Below are 19,868 nucleotides of genomic sequence, written 5' to 3'. Positions count from 1 at the left end.
CTGCGAGAAACAATTGAAGACTTGACCGCCGAGTTTCAGTGGGGTTTGAGCCTTGAGCAGAGGCGCGCTCCGGCGGCGGCTGGTTTTGGCGGCTACGGCTCGCTGGTTTTCCTGCCTGACGAGGAACATGCCGCGGGACAGGCTTATTACATTATTAAAGAAATTCCTTGATCCGTAAAACGCCGCGTCGCTTAAAAATTTTGTGTTAAAATAACTTCTATGCAAATCCTGCTGATCGGTTCCGGCGGCCGCGAACACGCGCTGGCCTGGAAAATTGCTCAATCGCCCAGAGTGACTAAACTTTACTGCGCGCCTGGCAATCCGGGTATCGCGGAGCTGGCGGAATGTGTCGCTATCGCGGCGGATAATATTCCTGAGCTGAAAAATTTTGCCCGGCAAAATAAGATCGACCTGACAGTGGTCGGGCCGGAAATCCCTTTGACGCTCGGTATTGTGGACGAGTTTGAGCAGGCGGGTTTGAAAATTTTTGGCCCCAGCCGGGCCGCCGCGCAGCTCGAAGGCAGCAAGACTTTTGCCAAAAAGATCATGAAAAAATATAAAATCCCGACCGCGGCTTACGAGGTTTTTGACGACGCGCAAAAAGCTCTGGAGCGCGTCTATATGTCGCGTTTTCCGGTGGTCATCAAAGCGGACGGCCTGGCCGCTGGCAAAGGCGTGACCGTGGCGATCTCGCTGGTCGAAGCCAAACGCGCGATCAACGCCGCGCTCAAGGATAAAGTTTTCGGCGAGAGCGGCGCAAAGATCGTCATCGAGGAATTTTTGGCCGGCGAAGAAGCGTCACTGCTGGCCTTCTGTGACGGCAAAGATTTTGTGCCGATGGTCTCGGCGCAGGATCACAAGGCGGTATATGATGAGGATAAGGGCCCCAATACCGGCGGTATGGGCGCGTACTCTCCGGCGCCAGTCGTAAACAAGGCTGTTCTGCGGCAGGTTGAGGAAACTATTTTTAGGCCGCTGCTGGACGGCCTGGCTCAAGAAGGCGCGCCCTACAAAGGCGTGCTGTACGCCGGCCTGATGATCACGCCGGACGGGCCAAAAGTTGTGGAATTCAACTGCCGTTTTGGCGATCCGGAAACACAGGCTGTTCTGCCGCGCCTGCAGACGGATATTGTCGATATTTTTACGGCCTGTCTGGACGGCAGGCTGTCCGCGCAGACGATTGCATGGTCAGAAAACGCGGCGGTCTGCGTGGCGCTGGCGGCGGATGGTTATCCGGGGCAATACGAAAAAGGCCAGGAAATTAACGGCCTTGCCGCAGCCGCGGCTTTGCCGGACACTTATGTTTTTCAAGCGGGCACGGCCAAACAGGACGGCAAACTTGTGACCAATGGCGGACGCGTTTTGGGTATTACGGCGCTGGGCGCGGATATTAAAACGGCTATCAAGAACGCCTACAAAGCCGCGGATTTGATCTCTTTTGCCGGACTGCACAAACGCAAAGATATTGGCAAAAAAGCGCTGGCGTATTTGAAGTAAGATTCCAGTTTTGATGGTTGTTTGTTTCGGTACAGAGCATTTCTAGGATTGTTCTATTATCAAATATTGTTGTTGTGTGTTCGGATCATTATGGATAAGTTCTCCATCTTTATAAATTACATGATAGGTGCGTTGCGGGTCGTCATTGTAAATAATATTTTCAAATTTATTCTGTGAATCAAAGATAAATTTGTGTACATAACTATCTATGGTCGGCGCGAAAACTGTACAGCCGGGCAGGCATTTGGCAATAAAGTTAGCCATATTTTCGGTATTGCCGCCTCCTGCGCCGGTAGAGCAAGATTCCAGAATGATCTTGCAATCTGGAGCCAGATATTCCCGTAATCCTTTTACAATAGATTCATCCGTAGGGTCTAATAAGTATTCATCGGCATCACCATCGTCAGCAAGTCGAATTGACGAACTTTCTCCATGTCCTGCTATAACCAGTAAATCAATTTTTCTCTGCCGTCCGATAGCTTTTACCAATGGCAAAATTTCAGAGTCGCGGCTTACTTCTCGATAACGTAAATTATCGTCAAATGCTTTAGTTAAAGGCTGGATTGTTTCTCGGCTATGGCTTTTTTCAAAAGCTCCATTGTAATCGCCTCGGTTAGCCAATACTAAGGCCACCGGCCTGACGGCGTCAATAGGTTTGGCATTATTGGCTTCCAGGGCGTCTAATTCACCAGCGCTGAAGCGTTCAGTATACATAATTTCTCCTGGCTGCGCTTGCCGCGTAAGATTGTTTATAAAAGTAGCATTTTCCACAGATAACGGAGTGCCACATAGCGCGATAGTTTTTTGTAGCAAGTATTTGTTTACAGCGCTCAACGCGCGTATTTCATTTTTATATTGCAGAAAGTTATTCAGCAAAGTGCCGAAATCTTTAGCGTTCAATTCAGGAATAACTGTACCGAATAAATCTGTTCGATAACGCAATAACTTTGCCAACCCGTACATATTCGCATCCCCGCTTTTCAACTCTGCCCTAATATCATTAGCAGATACAGTTGCTAATATTTTCTTTTCGCGCGCACCAAGCGAAAAAGATGAATTAATAATAAATAAGTTGGCATTGATATATGATGGCCTGCCGCGGGCTAGGGTCATCAATATATTTTCATATTTGACTGGCGATAATTGGTTTTTCAGCTTGTGGATAAATTCTCCGAAATAGCGGGAATCCGACACATCCAGCAAAGCCTGGCGATTATTGACGATTAAGTTAAAAGTTTGCTGTGGAATATTTGCTAAATAATCTCTAGGATATTCTGTTTGTTCTAATCTAGAAAGAAACCGAGAAATTTCCTCACTTTCTTTTGGTAATTTAATTCGTTGCCCGGCTTGAATATAATCGCGATTAATAATGGTTGGATTAAGCTCCAAAAGCCGATCTACGGTTGTATAATGACTCTCCGCAATAACAGACAAGCAATCGTCCGGCCATACGGTATATGTATCCGAGGGATTGGTTCTGCGGGTTCTGATGATCAAAGAACGTTCTTCTTTCACACCGACCAGGCTAGTATCTGTCATGACGCATCACCTCTATAAAGATATCGTAATCGATCTGAAAAAATTGCAACGAAAACCGCAAAATTCAGCTATACTGTATTGAAATGAAACTGGTCATCGCTTCACGCAATCAGCATAAAATAAAAGAGATCAAAGCAATACTTGACCAGATTTCTGAGCTGGAAATTGTCCCGCTGGACGGTTATGCCGCGCCGGAAATAGACGAGGATCAAGACACGTTCCTGGGCAACGCTACAAAAAAAGCGCTGGAAACCGCCAAATATATTAATGAAACCGTACTGGCTGACGACTCCGGTCTTGTGGTAGATGCTCTCGGTGGCGCGCCCGGTGTATATTCCGCGCGCTATGCCGTTTGCGAGCGCGGTATCCCTACGCGCGAAGCTAGGTCAGCCGCACTGGCGGTTGGCTGCGCGGACGCAAATTCCGGGCAGTTGTGCGCTAAACTTTTGCGCGAACTAAAAGACATTCCGGCCGCGCGCCGCGCCGCCTGTTTTGTCACGACGCTGGTCGTGGCCAGCCCGCAAAAAATTTTATACACGGCCGAAGGACGCTGCGCCGGCTTGATCGCCGAGGCCCCGCGCGGCGAGCAGGGTTTTGGCTACGATCCGGTTTTTTATTATCCGCCGCTGGGCAGGACTTTTGCGGAGCTTTCGCCCGAGGAGAAAAATGCGCACAGTCACAGACGCCGCGCGCTGGAAAATCTGTTTATTCAATTAAAGTCAGGATTTTCTGCGGCGCATTAAAACGGAGTTCGGGGCTGTGTTCGCGCGAAGTCAGCGGCGCCGACTCCAAAATATTCAGCATCAACTGCGTGGCTGAAAGCGGCCGTTTGATCGTATAATGTTCTTGCTCGATATGTTCATTAAAAGACAGACGCGGTACAACCATAATTCCCTCCCTGGATTTGTTGTTTTAATATTACCCATTTTTTGCTAAAATATACCTAGCGCCAATGCGCTAGGTACTCCCTCCGCGACTTGGGGTCGCTGTCGGTCGTACCATAATAGTATGATTTATTTGTTGCTTTGCGGCAGGTACTTCCTCGTGCGCATAGAAAACCGCGCTCGGTCGTACCTAATAATTTTTTGGAGGACGGTATGCTTTCATTAAAAGGCAGTAAAACAGAGAAAAATTTATTAACGGCGGTGGCCGGCGAGTCGCAAGCGCGTAGCCGCTACACCTGGTTTTCCAGCGTGGCCAAAAAAGAAGGCTACGAGCAGATCGGCGCGCTGTTTATGGAAACGGCGGAAAACGAAAAAGAGCACGCCAAGAAGTTTTTTAAATATTTAGAGGGCGGAGCGGTGGAGATAACCGCGGCTTTTCCGGCCGGACGCATCGGCAATACCGCTGAAAATCTTGAAGCTGCCGCCGCTGGCGAAAAAGAAGAATGGTCGGAAATGTATCCGGCTTTTGCTCAAGCGGCCAAAGCGGAAGGTTTTGCGGAAATTGCGAATACTTTTGAAAAGGTCGCTCTGGTAGAAAAAGAGCACGAGATCCGTTACCGTAAATTGCTGGATAATATCAAGAACGGCTCAGTTTTCAAAAAAAGCAAACCCGCGCGCTGGGTTTGCCGCAACTGCGGTTATGTGCACGAGGGCGCGGAAGCTCCAGAGAGCTGTCCGGCCTGCCAGCATCCGCAAAAATATTTTGAGCTTAAAGCGGAAAACTATTGATGTTAAGAAAAGTTACGGAAAAAATTTACGCGGTTGGCGTAAATGATTTTCAGCGCCGGTTGTTTGACGCGCTGATCCCGCTACCGGACGGTACGAGTTACAATTCTTACCTGGTGCGCGGTGAGAAAACCGCGGTCATTGACGCGGTTGATCCGCCTTTTGCCGCGGAATGGCTGCAGAATATCAAAGCAGCGGACTGCCGCCCTGATTACATCATTGCCAACCACGCCGAACAGGATCACAGCGGCGCGCTGGTGGATTTTATCCGCGCCTACCCGCAGGCCAGGATAGTCACTAACGCCAAATGCCGCGAGTTTTTGCTTGACCTGCTGCATCTGCCGGTGGAAAAGTTTTTGCTGGTCGAGGACAAAGCCGTTCTGGATCTGGGCGGCGGACTGACTTTGCGGTTCCATTTCGCGCCGTGGGTGCATTGGCCGGAGACCATGTTCGCTTTTGCGCCAGAGGAAAAAGTTTTATTTACGACTGATTTTCTGGGCGCGCATTACGCGTCAAACGATCTTTATCCGCGTGACGAAACGGTCATTTACCGCGCCGCCAAGCGTTATTACGCGGAGATCATGATGCCGTTCCGCGTAAATGTCCGCAAACATTTGGAGCTGGTCAAGACTCTCGCGCCGAAAATTATCGCGCCGAGCCACGGTCAGGTTTACAATCATCCAGAATTTATTTTGACTGCCTATGCGGACTGGGCAGGTGAGGATACTAAAGACGCGCTGTTGCTCTATGTCTCGATGCACGACAGTGTGCGCCACATGACGGAGATTATTCACAGCGAACTGGAAACGAAAAATATCACGACGCGCGCGCTGGATCTGACTTCGGCTGATCTCGGCGACGTCGCTATGGAATTGGTCGACGCGAGAGCTGTGCTGCTCGGTACGCCGACGGTGCTGGCCGGCGCCCATCCGGTCGCGGCTAACGCGGCTTTTCTTTTTAACGCGTTGCGGCCGAAAACTAAATATCTGGGGCTTTACGGCTCTTATTCCTGGGGCGGACGCGCCGCGGAGCAAATAACCGCCTTGCTGACCGCCGTCAAGCCGGAGATTTTGCCGCCCTTGTTTTTCAAAGGCCTGCCGAAACCTGACGAGGAAAAACAATTGGCTGCCTGGGCGCGGGAACTAGCCGCAAAACTATAATATGCCAGAATTACCGGAAGTAACGTCGCGCTGCGCGCTTGTTGCCCTCTCTTCACTTCGTTACACTTGTGAAGTTCGGGTGGAAACTATAGATTAGTAAAGAAGGATAATATGCCAGAACTACCAGAAGTGGAAACTATTGTTAGGGGATTGAACAAAAGCTGTCTGCGTAAAAAGATCAAAAGCGTCAAAGTCTCTTTTGCTAAAATTGTCGATCCGCCACGGGGTTTAAATTTTTTGGTTGGCGACAGTCTGACCGCTCTTGGCCGGCAGGGCAAATATATCAAAATTTCCACCCAAAAAGGCGCGCGGCTGGTCGTGCATTTGCGCATGACCGGCCAGTTGTTCCTGGCCGCCAATTATCACCCGGACAAACATGTGCATATTATTATTGAATTTGCCGGCGCGCCGGAGAAACTTTATTACCGCGACATTCGTAAATTTGGCCGCTGGGTCGTCGTGCCGCCGCGGAAAAATTTTGCGGATTATATCAACGCCGGCGCGGACGCGCTGTCTGTGAAACTGCCGGACTTTATTAAACTGGCGCAAAAAAATAAGAACAAAGCCTTGAAAGTTTTTCTGCTCGATCAGACTATCATTGCTGGCGTCGGCAATATTTACGCGGACGAAACAGCTTTTCGCTTAAAGCTCGACCCGCACACTCCGGTCGGCCGGATCCCGCCGCAAAAACTGCTGGCGGCAGTCACCGGCGTTTTGCGGCTCGGTATTAAAAATAAAGGCACTTCTGTTTCCGACTATATTACTTCATCAGGCGCGCGCGGCAATTTTCAAAATCTGCTCAATGTCTACAAGCAAAAAAACTGCCGCCGCTGCGGCGCGCCTATCCGGCGGGTCAAACTGGCTGGCCGCACCACGCATATCTGTCCGCGCTGCCAGCCGCGATTTACAATTTAACTTTTCGTCCCTGCTTCGGTGGACGCAGTTTGGTTAAATATTTTTCTTTAATTAGATTTAAGGCGGCGCAGGAATCCTCGGTATAGCGGCTCAGCAGACTAAAATAATCTTGCGGCAGCACGTCGTCCGGTTTGAGCAGCTCATAACTGCGCAAGCCAAAAGCCCGGGCTAGTTTGGCCAGAGTTTTCGGGGAGACCCATTTGCGGCCGGTCTCGATGCCACTGATGAAAGTCACCGAAGCGCCGACTTCTTCCGCCAGTTTTTCTTGAGACCATTGAAAATGATTGCGCTGGCGTTTGATATTTACGCTTAAAATTTTCACCAAATCGTCTTCACCCATACTACACCTCTTAGCATTGTTATTATGCTGTTAGTTTGACAAACCTGCTAATTTCTGTAAACACCGTGCCGGCGTATTACACGCTGATCTATATTAAAAAAATGGCGTAGAGGGGTTAGATTCAAGCGTGTGTTTTTAACAGAGCCTGTAAAAAAAAGCAGGGCAATTTTACTTGCCCTGCCTCTGGTTTGCGCTAGGGCGCTTGATTAACCAAAATATCTTTTCAATAGACCGGTAAAGCCGGCGCCATGCCGCGCTTCATCTTTGGCCATTTCATGCACTGTGTCATGGATCGCGTCAAGGTTGTTTTCTTTGGCGCGTTTGGCCAGATCAAGCTTGCCGGCGCAGGCTCCGGTTTCCGCCTCGACGCGCATTTCCAGATTTTTCTTCGTGCTGGCGGTGACCACCTCGCCGAGTAGCTCCGCGAATTTCGCGGCATGCTCCGCTTCCTCGAAAGCGTAGCGTTTATACGCTTCGGCAATTTCCGGGTAGCCCTCGCGCTCGGCCACGCGGCTCATCGCCAGATACATGCCGACCTCGGAACACTCGCCGGTAAAATTAGCGCGCAAATCGTCAAGGATGTCGTTCCCCGCGTCTTTGGCGATGCCGACCACATGCTCGCAGGCCCAGCCGTCAGACGTTTTCTCCTTGAATTTTGCCCGGGGAGCTTTGCACTGCGGACAGCTTTCCGGAGGCTCATTGCCCGTATGCACATAACCGCAAACTGAACAAACAAACTTTTTCATGATTTTCTCCTTTTCTTTTTTTAATTTTTAAACTTTATCAAACTGGTCTTTGCCGACACCGCACTGTGGACACACCCAGTCGTCCGGCAGATCCTCAAAGGCGATATTGTTGTTTTGCGCCGGATCATAAACATAGCCGCAGACTGAGCAAACGTATTTAGCCATACTTATCCCTCCTTTCTTATTTATTACCAAAATTCCTGGCCAAAGAGCCGAGACGCTTAAATTTTTTAAACCAGCCTTTTTTCTGTCCGCTACATTTCGCGCAGACGCCATAAAAAACAGTGCGGCTGCTGTCGATCGCAAATCCGTTCAGGCTCGGCTGACCAGCCGGCGGAGCGTACTGGACGTCTATGATGCTGCCGCAGTTGGTGCAGATCGCGTGCGGGTGCGGTTTGACTACGCCGTCAAAACGCTCTTCGTTGTTTACCACGCCGACCGAAGCCAGCAAGCCTTCCTCGCGGCAGACTTTGATATTGCGGTACACGGTTCCCAGCGAAATATCCGGCAGCCGGGGCTTGACCTGCTCGTAGACCCAGCGCGCGCTTGGGTGAGTTTTGGTCAAGCGGATCGCCGACAAAATCGCTTCTCTTTTTTTACTGTAATTTCGTGTTTTGACCATGCTCAACCCTCGTCTTAAATTTTAAAAATAATAATGATTCTTATTTTTGATTTATGATATAGAGGTCTTTGCGGTTTGTCAAGAGCGGGTGAAATCTAGATCTTTAAATATTTGGCTGTCAGCAGCAGCCCCAGGGTGGTTTTCGCGTCGGTGAGCTGGCCGCTGTCGAGTAGCTGCAGGGCTTCGGTAAAAAGCACCGGCCTGACTTCGATACATTCGTCCGCGTCTGGCGGGAGTTTTTGCGGAAAAAGATCTTCGGCCAGATAATAATACATGTATTCATTGCAGTAGCCGGGCAGCGAATAACCCTCAAATAATAAGGTGAGTTTGCGCGCGCCGAAACCGGTTTCCTCAGCCAGCTCTCTTTGCGCGGCGGCTGCGGGTTTTTCGCCGTCACGGTCGACGCTGCCCGCCGGTATTTCCAGCAAAGCGGACTGGATCGCGCTACGATACTGGCTGATGAGCAGGACTTCCTTTTTTTCGTTGAGCGCGACTATGGCCACGCTGGGTTTATGATCGAGGCGCGTCTGCGTGGTCTTTTGGCCATTGGGCAAAATTATCTCGTCTTCATATAGGTCAAATATGCGGCAGGAATAAACCGGCTTGTTCATGCGCTGGATTATACTATATATAACATTCGGAATTATTCTTTAAATCCGATAAGACTAACCGGTGATTCTCTTAATGATCTCCGCGGCGGAATAATTGCTGTCGATGCTGACCACTTTGTGCCGGTTTGTCAGCCCCCGAATTATTGTTAAATTGCTTTTGGGAATATTGAGTTTCTTGGCCAGAAAAATAATCAGCTCCTGATTGGCTTTGTTGTCCTGCGCCGGCGCGTTCAGTTTGATCTTTATTTGGCCGGCAAAATAACCGGCAAAACCGGTTTGTTTCGCGCCAGGCTGCGCATAGAGAGAAAGTTTGCTGTTCATAATTGCACGGCCGCAAATGGTTTTTCCGTGCCGAAATCCGGCGCCAAAATATCCTGACTGGCCAATTCCTGCGTCCAGATATTTTCCAGCCCGAGATTTACGGCGTATTCCACGACTTCATTATATTCGCCGGCGGACAAACGGCGGCTGAGCTCCGGAATATCTTTAGCGCGATGCTGCGGCGCGTACTGGGACATCAAGCTGATCTGAATTTGGGGATTTAGAGAATACAGCGCGGTGAGGATTTCCTTGCTTTCTTTAACTAAGCCGGGCAGGGCCAGATGCCGGACGATAATGCCCCGCGCGGCAATATCATTTGAGGTTTGTAAAAGCCCTTTTTGCCGCAGCATGAATTTTACAGCCGCCAAGCCGTGCTCGGCGTAATTTGCGGTCTGCGCATAGCGCGCGGCGGAAGCGTTGTCGGCGTACTTCAGATCCGGCAAATAAATGTCCACGTGATCAGCAAGCAGCGCCAAAACTTCAGGATTTTCGTAGCCGTTGGTATTGTAAACGACCGGAATGGTCAGGCCGCCGCGTTTGGCCAGAGTCAGCGCCTCGATTATCCACGGCGCGTACTGCGTCGGCGAAACAAGATTGATATTATGCGCCTGTTCGTTTTGCAGACGCAGGAATTCCGCGGCCAGCTCTGTCGGCCTGATCGGCCTCAAATTGCAATGCGTCTGGCTGATCTGCCAGTTTTGGCAAAAGACACAGGACATGGTGCAGTGCCCGAAAAATACCGCGCCGGAGCCGGTACGGCCCGAGATGGGCGGCTCTTCACCGTAATGAACGCCGATATAGGAAACCAACATTTCATTGCCCGCGCCGCAAAAGCCTTTTTCGCCCGCTAAACGATTTACCCCGCATCGTCGCGGACATAGCCGGCAGGGGCTGGCCAGTTTCAACAATTCGCGCATGAAAATATTTTAATTACTTTTTGACGAAATTGATATACTGCCGGTTGACAGTGTCGACCAGACTGTTCACCGCGCCGGTTTTGTCCGCAATAGCTTGCTGGTTTTTAACCGCGAGCTTTTCTTTATTTAATTTTTCCAGCAGCAGAGGATATTTTTTTTGCACCAGCTCGGCTTTGGTGCCGCTGATTTTTTTCAACGCCTCGTCGATCTCTTTTTTCAGCGCGTGATGCGTGTTGTAGCGATAGGTTTGAATATGGCCGGTGACGTAAAGTATCTTGACGATAATTTTCAGCGAAGCGATCGTGGTGAGGTGATACAAAAACATGGACTCGATCAGCGCGCGGCCGATCTCGGGATTATTCGCGCTTTGCAGATCGCGCAAAATATACGCCGTAATGTCTTTGCCGGCGTTAAAAGAATCGCGGAAGATCAGGCCAAAATCCTCAAGATATTTTTGGTATTGTCGGCCGGCCGTGGCCGCTGTGTGGAGATAGCTTTGATCCATAGGAGAAGTATACCCAGAAACCGTGGATTTTATACTATAATAATTCATGCTGTTTCGGGTTTATCTGCCGCTGGAGTCCGCGCTGCGGCTGACCGGCGAGGAGTTTGAATATTTGATCCGGGTTCTACGTTTGCGGGCCGGAGATTTTTTTGAGTCCGTGCAGGAGCAGCGCATTGGCGTGTATCAAATAGAAAACATAACGCGGCGGTTCCTGACCGCAAAACTACATAAAGAATACGCGGAAAATAACGAGCCGGCGAAAAAACTGCACCTGATTTTGCCGCTGCTGAAAAATGACAAAATGACTTATGTTCTGCAAAAGGCGGCGGAAATAGGCGTCTATAAATTTTGGCTGTACGAATCAGAAAACTCGCCGCTGCGTTTTGCGGATCATAAATTTGAGCGCTGGCAAAAAATTATTGTGTCGGCGGTCTGCCAGTCGCGGCGCAATCATTTGCCGGAAATAGAAAAAATCGGGCTGCGGGACTTAACGGGAAAATTCCGGAATATTTATTACGCGCATCCGGCGGCGGAGAAAAGCTGGCCGGATTTTGCGGACGAGAGCGCGCTGGTCAGCGGGCCGGAATCCGGTTTTTCCGCGGGGGAATTAAATTATCTGGCGGCCAGCGCGCGGGCTTTTTCGCTGGGCGGGCGTATCCTGCGCGCCGAAACCGCGGCGGTGGCTAGCGCGGCGCGGATACTGTTATAGACTTTCCATTTAGAAAAAATAATTGTCTGAATAAGCGCCTTGTTCTGTTTTTCCGGAGAGGAAATTATTCATTGCCATATTGGGCGCGCCGATACGGCAGTGCTCTGCGTCGCAGTAGCGGTGCTGCAGCGCATAATACCAAACTTGTCCCAGAGCAATTTTATAAATTTCGTCAGGGTTTCCGGACAAAACGTTGCCTAAGGCTAGAGATGGATTGTTTTCGGTTAAGCAGCAGGGGTATTCCGTGCCGCTGGCCCTGACCAGCCGTCGGGTTAGAGCAGTGTAACAATGGTCAAAATAAACTGGTTCGTGTGAAAAAAGCAACTCTGGCTGTTCCTGGTATGGCTGCAAACGGGTGAAAAAATTAGTATGCTGCATTAGAAAATAATTAAAGTTTGGATTTTGTTCAGCGGCACGGAGAGCCTGCATTATTTGGCCCTGCAGGGTATCCAGAGTTTCTTGATGAATAAAAGAATGTTTGCCGGCTTTAATGTCGTTCACCATGTCAACTTGCGCCGCGATCGGCCTGAATTGAATATTAAAACGAGATTGGCTGGTCTCTGTTTGCTGCGCAAACCAATCAAACCACTGCTCAAGGAAAGGAAAAATTTCCTCAGCGTTCTCATTTCTATAGAGAAAGCCGACGCCGATATTGGCGATTGGTGTTTCAGTAAATAATTTCTGAATGTTTCCCACCACAGCGGCGTATTTGTTCCCGCGTTTAATCCGCTCGTAGGTTTCCGGCGTGGCTGCATCCAGAGAGGTTCTGTGCCATTGCAGATAGTCTGGCCACCGGCCGTCCGGAATACGAGTGTTGTTGCTGATCAGCCCCAGCGCGGCCTCCGGCAGGATGCGGTGAATTTCAAGTATTGCTTCATTTAAAGTTTGTCCGCTGCTGGAATACTCCACCGGTTCTCCGCCGCCAACCAGCAAAACAGCCCGCGGATTTAAGGCCGGCAGAACTTGCGGCAGTTTGTCAAAAGGAAAAGTATCACCTTTTTTATTTTTAGACCAGCAGTTTAAGCAAAAGAGATTGCATTTATCCGTCAAGTGCAGCTCTAACAAACCGGATTGATACATGGCGCGCAAGTCGTCCTGTAGTTCGGAAAGATTTTTATCATGATTGAACGCGGCGATAAAGGCCAAAAGTTTGGCCGTTGTTTCTTTGCGCTGCTGGAGGCCTGCATAAGCCTCTAGAAAAGCGGCGCGGGTCAGCTGCCATTTGTCAATAATAGCCAGCTTGGTTTGGATCAGCGGAGTATGATTAAGGATGCGGTTCGGATTGCGCAAAACTTGATTGACGTTGAGCGGTGTGAAAGCACCGGCGATATTTTTCCACTGCAGCATAATTTAAATCCTTTATATTGTTGTCGTAAGTTGTATTGTATATCTAATTGTATTTTATTGTATTTTTTAACTATAAATGTAACTTGTTATACCGATGAAAAAATCTTTTTGCCCGGGGTCGGTGAGAGAGTCCAGAAAAGACGCAGCCTGTTCCTCCGAGGCCTCGATCTGCGCCACGGCGTCCAGTATAAACCGGTGATTGACGCGGCTGCTGAAGCCTTGAATCAAAAGATAACGTTTGTCCTGCAGGGACAGGTAAAATAATTTGCCTAACAGATAGGCTTTTAACTTGGCCAAAAAATCTTTAGCCGGCTCCTTTACGCTGCGGCTGGCGCAGGCCCGCAGCTTGACCAGCATTTGCTGGCAAAATTCGGTTTTGTTGTCTATGGCCGGCAAAAGCGCGCCGATCTCATAATCAATGTGCTTGGCGCTGCCCGGCAGACTATCCGCGGGAACGCCGCGCAAGGCCTTGTTGATCGAATCCACGATCAAGCGCCGCACTTGAGCTGTGGTGTTGAGAGTGTCCAGCATTAGCGTATTTTCTCCAGCTGAAATGTTTTGGCTTGTTTTATAATAAAGAGCCATAGTTTTCGGAGTTTCCGAGCTTCTTTCATATCGGGTACCGCCTTTCACTTTTCTTATCTAAATAGTTTAGCTGAATTTTATTGTAAATTTTATTATATTTTATTTGTATTTTTAGAAAAAAAATTGTAGAATACAACAAATGGCAACTTTAAAAGATATAGCAAAGGCCTGCGGCGTTTCGGTTTCGGCGGTCTGCACGGCGATCAACCATCCGCAAAAAATTTCCCGAAAGATGCGGGAGAAAATCCTGAATAAAGCCCGCGAATTAAATTATTTTTCCGAGCACTCCTTGAAAGTGCAGAAAATATTATTGGTTTTTAACAATTATAAAAATCACTATTACGGCGAATATTATACGGATGTGATTTTCGGCATTACCCAGCGGCTGTCTGAGCTGGGTTTGGATTTCCGGATCTTATCCGAATTCGAGCGGGATTATGGCGAGATTTACGATTATAACGGAATTATTTTTGTGGGGCGGACACCGGGCGCTTTTTTAGAGCTGGCCAGAAAATACAGAATGCCGCACGTGCAGGCCGGACATTCCAATGCGGATTTTCCCGCGCCAGTCGTTTTACAAGACACCGGCGGCGGATTGAGCCAGTTGTGCGAATTTATCAAAAACTGTGGACACAAAAGTGTCGCGTTGTTTACCGGCGAGACAGACAAAAAAGATACGATCTGGAATGAATTTTATAAAATCGTTTCCGCGGCATTTCTGCCCAAAAATGTTACGCTGTATCAGGCGGATTACAACATGATCCAGAGCGTGGAGATCGCTTTTGCTAAATTTTTGCGGGACAGGAAAAAAACTTTAATTCTGTGTTCCAGCGATCTACTGGCTTATTATATTTACCGCGCGGTGCGAAAATACGGTGTAAATATTCCCAAGGATATTTCGGTTACCGGTTTTGACGGCATTTCTTTCCCGCGCTTTGTCGACGAACCGCGGCCGCAGCTGACCACGGTTTGGACTGATCGAGCGGCGCTTGGCGCCAGAGCGGTGGATCTGCTGCTGCGGCTGCTAAGACGGGAAAAAGTAGATCTGCTAAACCGTCTGCCGATGCAGATCCGCATCGGTGACTCCGTGCGCCGGATCGGCTAAAATAACCCCGTCTTTTATGCCCTGCGGCGCGGCCAGGTAAAATTTTCCGCTTTCTGTTTTGCCCGAGAGCTTTACCGCAATGTATTCCGAGCTGAGCCCGGTACCCTTGTTGTTTTCGACCAGCGTTTCTAAAGGCCGGGCTAAATGTTTTTGCAAAAAGTTATTTTGCATTTCCCGCCGTAAATTTTCCAGCCGTGAAACAAATTGTTTCACGAGTTTGTCCGGACAAATATCCGGCAGTTTGGCCGCCGCGGTCAGCGGGCGCGGCGAATAGGGGAAAATATGCAGATCGCTAAAACCGATTTCCTGAACGAAAGCACAGGATTCTTGAAAAGTTGTTTCGGTCTCGCCCGGAAAACCGGTAATAATATCCGTGGTCAGGCCAAGATCCGCGCCGCAAATCCGGCGCGCGCGGGCGATAAGTTTTTGGTATTCCGCGGCGGTGTATTTTCTATTCATCAAGCGCAGGATTTTGTCCGAGCCGGACTGTAGAGGGATGTGCAAATGTCTGGCCAGACGCGGTTCCGCGGCAATAGTTCTGAACAGATCGTCGGTGAGCAGATCCGGCTCAAGAGAACTAAGCCGGATCCTGGCAATATCCGTTCGCAGTAATAGCCGCAAAATGTCCGCCAGAGAATTGTTTTGGTAAAAATAACGGCCTAGATTTATGCCGGTCAGGACAATTTCGCGGACATTGTTTTGAATTAATTCCTGCGCTTCCGCCAAAATATTTTCCGGCGCGGCAGAAGAAATTTTATTTCTGGCGTAAGGAATGATGCAATAACTGCAAAAATTGTCGCAGCCTTCCTGGATTTTTAAAAATTCCCGAACGCGGCCAATCCCCCTAGCGCCCGCGGCGCTGTCCCCTCTGGGCAAACCCCATAATTCTGGCCGCAGTTTTATTTCCTGTTTTATCCGGATAGCCTGCGGAATAATTTTGTCGAGTTCGGCGATATTTGCGTAACAGCCGCAGACGTAAAGCCTGGCTTGAGGATTTTGTGCCCTAAAGCGGCGGAGGAGATTACGCGCTTTGCGCTCGGCTATGTGCGTGACGCTGCAGGTGTTGACGACGATAATACTGGCGGATCCTGGGTCTGTTGTCCGGCTGAAGCCCAGCGCGGAAAATTTCTCCGCCAGCTGCCGGGTTTCGTATTGATTGGATTTGCAGCCCAGCGTGTAAAAGAAAACCGGCATTTACTCGATCAAAAAAAGCGGCTGGCCGTATTCGATGAGCGCGTTTTCCCGCGCCAGGATTTCTTTGATGACGCAGTCTTTATCCGCTTTGATCTCGTTTTCAATGCCGATGGCGTATATTTTAGCAACGGTCTCGCCGGATTTTATTAGGCTGCCGGCCTCCAGATCTTTAAGGCCATGAAAAACACCGACTCTGTCGGATTTGATCTGCGCGAAAACCGGCTTGATCTCCTCCGGCGCGGCCGCTGGCGTTTCCGCGGCCTGTGGACGGGCAATAGCCGGATTTTGGTAGACCGTCAGGCGCGCGCCGGTACGGCCGGCGGACAGTTTGCTGATCGGAAACTGTCCGGCAAATTTGATAAATGCTTTAATGCCGTTGATGGACAGATCAACAGCCGATTTTGAGGTTTGGGCGGCGCGGGTTTTGGCTTTAGGCATTTATTCACTCCGTAGCAAATATTTATTCACGGCGTTGAGGTAGGCTTCGGCTGAAGCGACGAGCACGTCGGTGTTCGCGCCATTGCCGGTATAGGTCTTTTGGTTTTTCTTAATGCGCACCGTGACTTTGCCCAGCGCGTCCGTGCCCTCGGTCACAGCGTGCACGACATAATCCAGCAGATGAATACCCAGCGCGCCGCGCTGAATAATATCGTCGATCGCTTTAAAGATCGCGTCCACCGGGCCATTGCCGGTCTGGGCGCTTTTGAGAATTTTGTCCTGATACTTCACGGACAGTCTGGCGGCCGGCTTGACCGTGTTGCCGGTCTGGATCTGCAGTTTGTCCAGCGTGTACGACGCGGTTTCCGGCTGTTTGATGCCGTCGGAAATCAACGCTTCCAGATCCCATTCAGTAATTTCCTTTTTCTTGTCCGCCAAAATTTTAAATTTTTGATAAACATTGTTTATTTCGCTGTCCTGCAGATCGGTGTAGCCCAGCTCTTTTAATTTGGCGACCAGCGCGTGACGGCCGGAGTGTTTGCCTAAGACCAGTTTGCTGTCCGTGCGGCCGATGTCCTCCGCGCGGATGATCTCGTAAGTCGCGCGGTGTTTCAAAATGCCGTCCTGATGAATACCGGACTCGTGCGCGAAAGCGTTGGCGCCGACAATGGCTTTGTTGGGCTGCACCTGCACACCGGTGATCGAGGACAGCAGCCGGCTGGCCGGGTAAATATACCTGGCGTTGATCCGGGTTTGCTTGTCTTTGCCGTAATAATCCTGGCGCACTTTGAGCGCCATGACCAACTCTTCTAGAGAACAATTGCCCGCGCGCTCGCCGATGCCATTGAGCGTAGCTTCGCACTGCGTCGCGCCGTTCTCGATCGCGGCCAGCGAAGTGGCGACGGCCAGACCCAGATCATTGTGATTGTGCACGGAAATTTCCGCTTTATGAATATTCGGAATATTGCGGCGGAGATAGGCGATCAACTCGCCAAATTCCCGCGGCATGGCATAGCCGGTGGTGTCCGGCACATTAACGACATTGGCGCCGGCGTCGATCACCGCGGTGAAAATTTTGGCCAGAAAATCACGATCGCTGCGGCTGGCGTCTTCGGCGGAAAATTCCACCTCGATATTTTTGGCCTTCGCTTTGGCGTATTGGACGGCGCGGACGGCCTGCGCCAGCACTTCGGCCGGTGTCTTGCGCAGCTTGTATTTCATATGGATCGGCGAAGTGGCGATGACAATGTGGATGCGCGGCTGCCGGGCGGCCTGGAGCGCGTCCCAGCTGGCGTCGATGTCTTTTTCCACCGCACGGGACAGCGAGGCGACGGTCGATTTTTTTACGGTTTTGGCGACCGCTTCGACCGAGGCGAAATCACCGGGCGAGGAAATGGCAAAACCGGCTTCGATAACATCGACGTTGAGCTTCTCCAGCATTTTGGCCATTTCGATTTTTTCGGCAATATTCATCGAGCAGCCCGGCGACTGCTCACCGTCGCGCAGCGTGGTGTCAAAAATCTTGATACGCTTTTTCATGGCAAAATTATAGGCTAGTTTGAGGCAAAATAAAACTCTGTGTAAAAAGCCTTACTACGATTTTCTTAGGGTAACTTCCCAATTCTCTGAAAACCCAATGTGTTTTAAATTAATATCTTGTGCGTACTCCTTTAATAAAACGCATAGCGCCGGATATATTTCGATGTTCCATTTTTGGGCATCAAGATATAAAGCCTGCAAGGACATAACTGCTCCAAATAAGCGGCGTTCAGCATCTTGAGGCACAGTTGTTAGACCGGACGGGATTGCTGTAAAAATACGGTAATACAACCTACCCGAATGGGCGCAAATATTACGCAAGTCGGTGCAGCATCTTAACCAGCTGATTAGTGTTTTAGGCACAGCCTGAAATATTTCACGCGCAATAATTTTTTGATTAGCTGTCGGCAAATCAGCGTAAAAATAGGACAACATGCCAAAAGTAAATAGTTCGATAATTACCCAAATTGGAAAATTGCCAACATACTTTTCATTATGATGCCGCACGAATAAGACTTTTTTATTATCATTGATTACCGTATTAATCCGTTCTATAAATTTTTCATGACGATGGCGGATATTAAAATTTTTAGCGTCTTTATAACCTAACGCCCCATACTTGTTTGCATGAAAATAAGCCAATCTAGCGCGCAGAGTTATTTCTACTTCTTCAATAGCCAAAAAAAGCAGGGCGCGCAACTTGCGGTCAAATTCATATATTTGATAAATCGTATTAAAATTGGTGTTCGGTAAGTATTTGTCATTAGTAGTTTTGTAGGGCAAAAAATAAGCGGAGAGACGATAATAGTTGATATTTGCTAAAACTTCCTTACAAAAATCGACATCGGGAATCATACAGCCTCGTGAGCGCAATTTTTCTATTTGTTGAATATAAGTATTTGGCTGTTTCATAAGCTACAAAAGTCTCCCCTGGGACACATTGTTAGGCCATTTGGCTTAACCAGAGGTGCGGGGAGTCCTGTTGATATTATTATACCATAAACTACTAATTTTAGGCGGTTGTCCGCCCTAATACTGCTGCAGGATTTTTTGCGTGGCGGCGCTTAACTGCTGGAATAAATCTCCTTTGATTTTTGGCGCGATCAACGGCGCGGACTCATCAGGTTTTTGTTTTTTGGCGAAATTAAAAAAAAGCAAATACGGCTGCACCTGTAGAGCCGCCGCGATTTTTTCCAGCATCTCCACTGAAGGAAATTTATTGCCGCGTTCTATTTCATTTATGTAGTTGGTGGCCGTATTGCAACGTTCGGCCAGACGCATTTGCGACAAACCGGCCGCGCGGCGTATTTCCCGCAGATTTTGCATAAAGATTTGGCGCAAGATCATAAAACACATGCTAATGGCTTGGAACATTGCTTGACAAACACCAATTTGGTGGTATATTATGAGTAATATATTGTCTATTAGCTTGTTATAACAAATTAAAGGGGGTATGTTTATGGCGCGTTACAAATACCGGACACCGGACAGTACGGCAGAGGAACCGTTGACAGGGGCGGGCGCAACGCCGACAACCAATGTGGGACTGGCGGACACGGCTGAGAAGAAAAGACAAAATTATTTATCCAACAAAGAGGCTTACGCGGCGGATTATAATCAGACTCTGGAAAATCTCAAAAAAGAACACGAACACAGAATAGCCCCTGAGCTGTCTGGCACGAATGATGTTCAGGCTGCCGCGAGAGAGGTAGCTGTCGTTGCACAAGCCGCATTGGCCGCGGTTAGCAATGTGATGTCCGGCGTTACGAGAATAAACGCCAGCCAGCTTACGGCTTTGCGGGCGGCCACGCAGGGCCTGGTCAATTATAATGGCGGCAATACTTTTCCCTGGGGCGAAAATATAACGGCTCTGGCCACCAGGCTCAGAGCCAGGCATTTGGAAGAGATCAGGCAGGTTATCGATGACGCGCTAAATAACGCGCGGTGCGTTGGCGGATGCACATCGGTTTGCGGGAGAGGGTGCGGCAATGATTGCGTGGCGGACTGTACCGCTGGCTGTGGCGCGGCGACCTGTTCCAGTAGTTGCGGAGTAGCCTGTGCGACAACCTGCGGAGACGGCTGCAAAGATGTTTGCGGTGTGGCCTGCG

25 protein-coding genes are annotated in these 19,868 nt (G+C 49.5%); 8 read left to right on the top strand and 17 right to left on the bottom strand.

What is annotated here, in order from left to right; translation table 11 throughout:
- Window positions 1-219 precede the first annotated feature (219 nt).
- Window positions 220-1,497: a phosphoribosylamine--glycine ligase gene (gene purD, locus LBJ25_02050; GenBank protein ID MDR1452747.1), complete on the top strand. Its 1,278-nt coding sequence runs from the start codon at window positions 220-222 to the stop codon at window positions 1,495-1,497.
- 42 nt (window positions 1,498-1,539) lie between these two features.
- Here purD and LBJ25_02045 read toward each other — a convergent pair whose 3' ends face one another.
- Window positions 1,540-3,036 carry a LysM peptidoglycan-binding domain-containing protein gene (locus LBJ25_02045; protein ID MDR1452746.1) on the bottom strand — a complete coding sequence of 499 codons (1,497 nt, stop codon included), beginning with the start codon at window positions 3,034-3,036 and terminating at the stop codon, window positions 1,540-1,542.
- An 83-nt stretch (window positions 3,037-3,119) separates the two neighbouring features.
- On the opposite strand from LBJ25_02045, the gene rdgB reads away from it, so the two are divergent.
- Window positions 3,120-3,779: an RdgB/HAM1 family non-canonical purine NTP pyrophosphatase gene (rdgB, locus tag LBJ25_02040; GenBank protein ID MDR1452745.1), complete on the top strand. Its 660-nt coding sequence runs from the start codon at window positions 3,120-3,122 to the stop codon at window positions 3,777-3,779.
- Here rdgB and LBJ25_02035 read toward each other — a convergent pair.
- Window positions 3,742-3,924, bottom strand: a complete 183-nt coding sequence (locus LBJ25_02035; protein MDR1452744.1) for a hypothetical protein — start codon at window positions 3,922-3,924, stop codon at window positions 3,742-3,744. The two genes, rdgB and LBJ25_02035, sit on opposite strands and share 38 nt — an antisense overlap.
- A gap of 209 nt (window positions 3,925-4,133) precedes the next feature.
- Between LBJ25_02035 and LBJ25_02030 the strand changes: the two genes are divergently transcribed.
- The 3 genes from LBJ25_02030 (at window position 4,134) to mutM (ending at window position 6,781) form a co-directional block, all read left to right on the top strand.
- Window positions 4,134-4,709, top strand: coding sequence for a rubrerythrin family protein (locus LBJ25_02030; protein MDR1452743.1), 576 nt, complete (start codon window positions 4,134-4,136; stop codon window positions 4,707-4,709).
- Window positions 4,709-5,866 (top strand): FprA family A-type flavoprotein, encoded by a 1,158-nt coding sequence (locus tag LBJ25_02025; GenBank protein ID MDR1452742.1) that lies wholly within the window; start codon window positions 4,709-4,711, stop codon window positions 5,864-5,866. Before LBJ25_02030 ends, LBJ25_02025 begins: the two co-directional genes overlap by 1 nt.
- Window positions 5,867-5,977: 111 nt before the next feature.
- Complete coding sequence (mutM, locus tag LBJ25_02020) at window positions 5,978-6,781, top strand: bifunctional DNA-formamidopyrimidine glycosylase/DNA-(apurinic or apyrimidinic site) lyase (protein MDR1452741.1); 804 nt, start codon at window positions 5,978-5,980, stop codon at window positions 6,779-6,781.
- On the opposite strand, the gene LBJ25_02015 is transcribed toward mutM, so the two are convergent.
- The 8 genes from LBJ25_02015 to LBJ25_01980 form a co-directional block, all read right to left on the bottom strand.
- On the bottom strand, window positions 6,771-7,121 hold the full coding sequence (locus tag LBJ25_02015; protein MDR1452740.1) for a helix-turn-helix domain-containing protein: 351 nt from the start codon (window positions 7,119-7,121) through the stop codon (window positions 6,771-6,773). The two genes, mutM and LBJ25_02015, sit on opposite strands and share 11 nt — an antisense overlap.
- Window positions 7,122-7,327: 206 nt before the next feature.
- The gene (locus LBJ25_02010) at window positions 7,328-7,867 is read right to left on the bottom strand and encodes an NADH peroxidase (GenBank protein ID MDR1452739.1); all 540 of its coding nucleotides are present in this window, start codon (window positions 7,865-7,867) and stop codon (window positions 7,328-7,330) included.
- A 27-nt stretch (window positions 7,868-7,894) separates the two neighbouring features.
- Window positions 7,895-8,032 carry a rubredoxin gene (locus tag LBJ25_02005; GenBank protein MDR1452738.1) on the bottom strand — a complete coding sequence of 46 codons (138 nt, stop codon included), beginning with the start codon at window positions 8,030-8,032 and terminating at the stop codon, window positions 7,895-7,897.
- Between the two features lie 16 nt (window positions 8,033-8,048).
- Window positions 8,049-8,489, bottom strand: a complete 441-nt coding sequence (locus LBJ25_02000; GenBank protein ID MDR1452737.1) for a transcriptional repressor — start codon at window positions 8,487-8,489, stop codon at window positions 8,049-8,051.
- A gap of 95 nt (window positions 8,490-8,584) precedes the next feature.
- Entirely contained in the window at window positions 8,585-9,100 is a 516-nt protein-coding gene (locus LBJ25_01995; GenBank protein ID MDR1452736.1) for an NUDIX hydrolase, read from the bottom strand.
- 54 nt (window positions 9,101-9,154) lie between these two features.
- Complete coding sequence (locus tag LBJ25_01990) at window positions 9,155-9,421, bottom strand: DUF167 domain-containing protein (protein MDR1452735.1); 267 nt, start codon at window positions 9,419-9,421, stop codon at window positions 9,155-9,157.
- Window positions 9,418-10,338 carry a radical SAM protein gene (locus LBJ25_01985; GenBank protein ID MDR1452734.1) on the bottom strand — a complete coding sequence of 307 codons (921 nt, stop codon included), beginning with the start codon at window positions 10,336-10,338 and terminating at the stop codon, window positions 9,418-9,420. Before LBJ25_01985 ends, LBJ25_01990 begins: the two co-directional genes overlap by 4 nt.
- A 13-nt stretch (window positions 10,339-10,351) precedes the next feature.
- A complete protein-coding gene (locus LBJ25_01980; GenBank protein MDR1452733.1) occupies window positions 10,352-10,843 on the bottom strand; it encodes a hypothetical protein in 492 nt (163 codons plus the stop codon).
- Between the two features lie 46 nt (window positions 10,844-10,889).
- On the opposite strand from LBJ25_01980, the gene LBJ25_01975 reads away from it, so the two are divergent.
- Window positions 10,890-11,552, top strand: a complete 663-nt coding sequence (locus tag LBJ25_01975) for a 16S rRNA (uracil(1498)-N(3))-methyltransferase (GenBank protein ID MDR1452732.1) — start codon at window positions 10,890-10,892, stop codon at window positions 11,550-11,552.
- A gap of 9 nt (window positions 11,553-11,561) precedes the next feature.
- Here LBJ25_01975 and LBJ25_01970 read toward each other — a convergent pair whose 3' ends face one another.
- Both LBJ25_01970 and LBJ25_01965 read right to left on the bottom strand, forming a co-directional pair.
- On the bottom strand, window positions 11,562-12,899 hold the full coding sequence (locus tag LBJ25_01970) for a radical SAM protein (protein ID MDR1452731.1): 1,338 nt from the start codon (window positions 12,897-12,899) through the stop codon (window positions 11,562-11,564).
- A 66-nt stretch (window positions 12,900-12,965) separates the two neighbouring features.
- Complete coding sequence (locus LBJ25_01965; protein MDR1452730.1) at window positions 12,966-13,430, bottom strand: hypothetical protein; 465 nt, start codon at window positions 13,428-13,430, stop codon at window positions 12,966-12,968.
- A gap of 193 nt (window positions 13,431-13,623) precedes the next feature.
- Here LBJ25_01965 and LBJ25_01960 point away from each other — a divergent pair, with 193 nt between their 5' ends.
- Window positions 13,624-14,589: a LacI family transcriptional regulator gene (locus LBJ25_01960; protein MDR1452729.1), complete on the top strand. Its 966-nt coding sequence runs from the start codon at window positions 13,624-13,626 to the stop codon at window positions 14,587-14,589.
- Here the strand turns inward: LBJ25_01960 and LBJ25_01955 are convergent.
- The 5 genes from LBJ25_01955 to LBJ25_01935 form a co-directional block, all read right to left on the bottom strand.
- Complete coding sequence (locus LBJ25_01955; protein ID MDR1452728.1) at window positions 14,533-15,783, bottom strand: MiaB/RimO family radical SAM methylthiotransferase; 1,251 nt, start codon at window positions 15,781-15,783, stop codon at window positions 14,533-14,535. The genes LBJ25_01960 and LBJ25_01955 overlap by 57 nt on opposite strands.
- Window positions 15,784-16,221, bottom strand: a complete 438-nt coding sequence (locus LBJ25_01950; protein MDR1452727.1) for a hypothetical protein — start codon at window positions 16,219-16,221, stop codon at window positions 15,784-15,786.
- The gene (locus LBJ25_01945) at window positions 16,222-17,760 is read right to left on the bottom strand and encodes a 2-isopropylmalate synthase (GenBank protein ID MDR1452726.1); all 1,539 of its coding nucleotides are present in this window, start codon (window positions 17,758-17,760) and stop codon (window positions 16,222-16,224) included. It abuts the gene before it with no gap.
- Window positions 17,761-17,814: 54 nt separating this feature from the next.
- On the bottom strand, window positions 17,815-18,672 hold the full coding sequence (locus LBJ25_01940) for an Abi family protein (GenBank protein MDR1452725.1): 858 nt from the start codon (window positions 18,670-18,672) through the stop codon (window positions 17,815-17,817).
- Window positions 18,673-18,789: 117 nt separating this feature from the next.
- Window positions 18,790-19,107: a helix-turn-helix domain-containing protein gene (locus LBJ25_01935; GenBank protein MDR1452724.1), complete on the bottom strand. Its 318-nt coding sequence runs from the start codon at window positions 19,105-19,107 to the stop codon at window positions 18,790-18,792.
- 112 nt (window positions 19,108-19,219) lie between these two features.
- Here LBJ25_01935 and LBJ25_01930 point away from each other — a divergent pair.
- A partial coding sequence (locus LBJ25_01930; GenBank protein MDR1452723.1) for a hypothetical protein occupies window positions 19,220-19,868 on the top strand: 649 nt, incomplete at its 3' end.

The organism is Candidatus Margulisiibacteriota bacterium (genome assembly GCA_031268855.1).
In the GTDB taxonomy this organism is placed as follows: Bacteria; Margulisbacteria; Termititenacia; order Termititenacales; family Termititenacaceae; genus Termititenax.
This window is presented reverse-complemented; position numbering and strand designations above follow the sequence as displayed.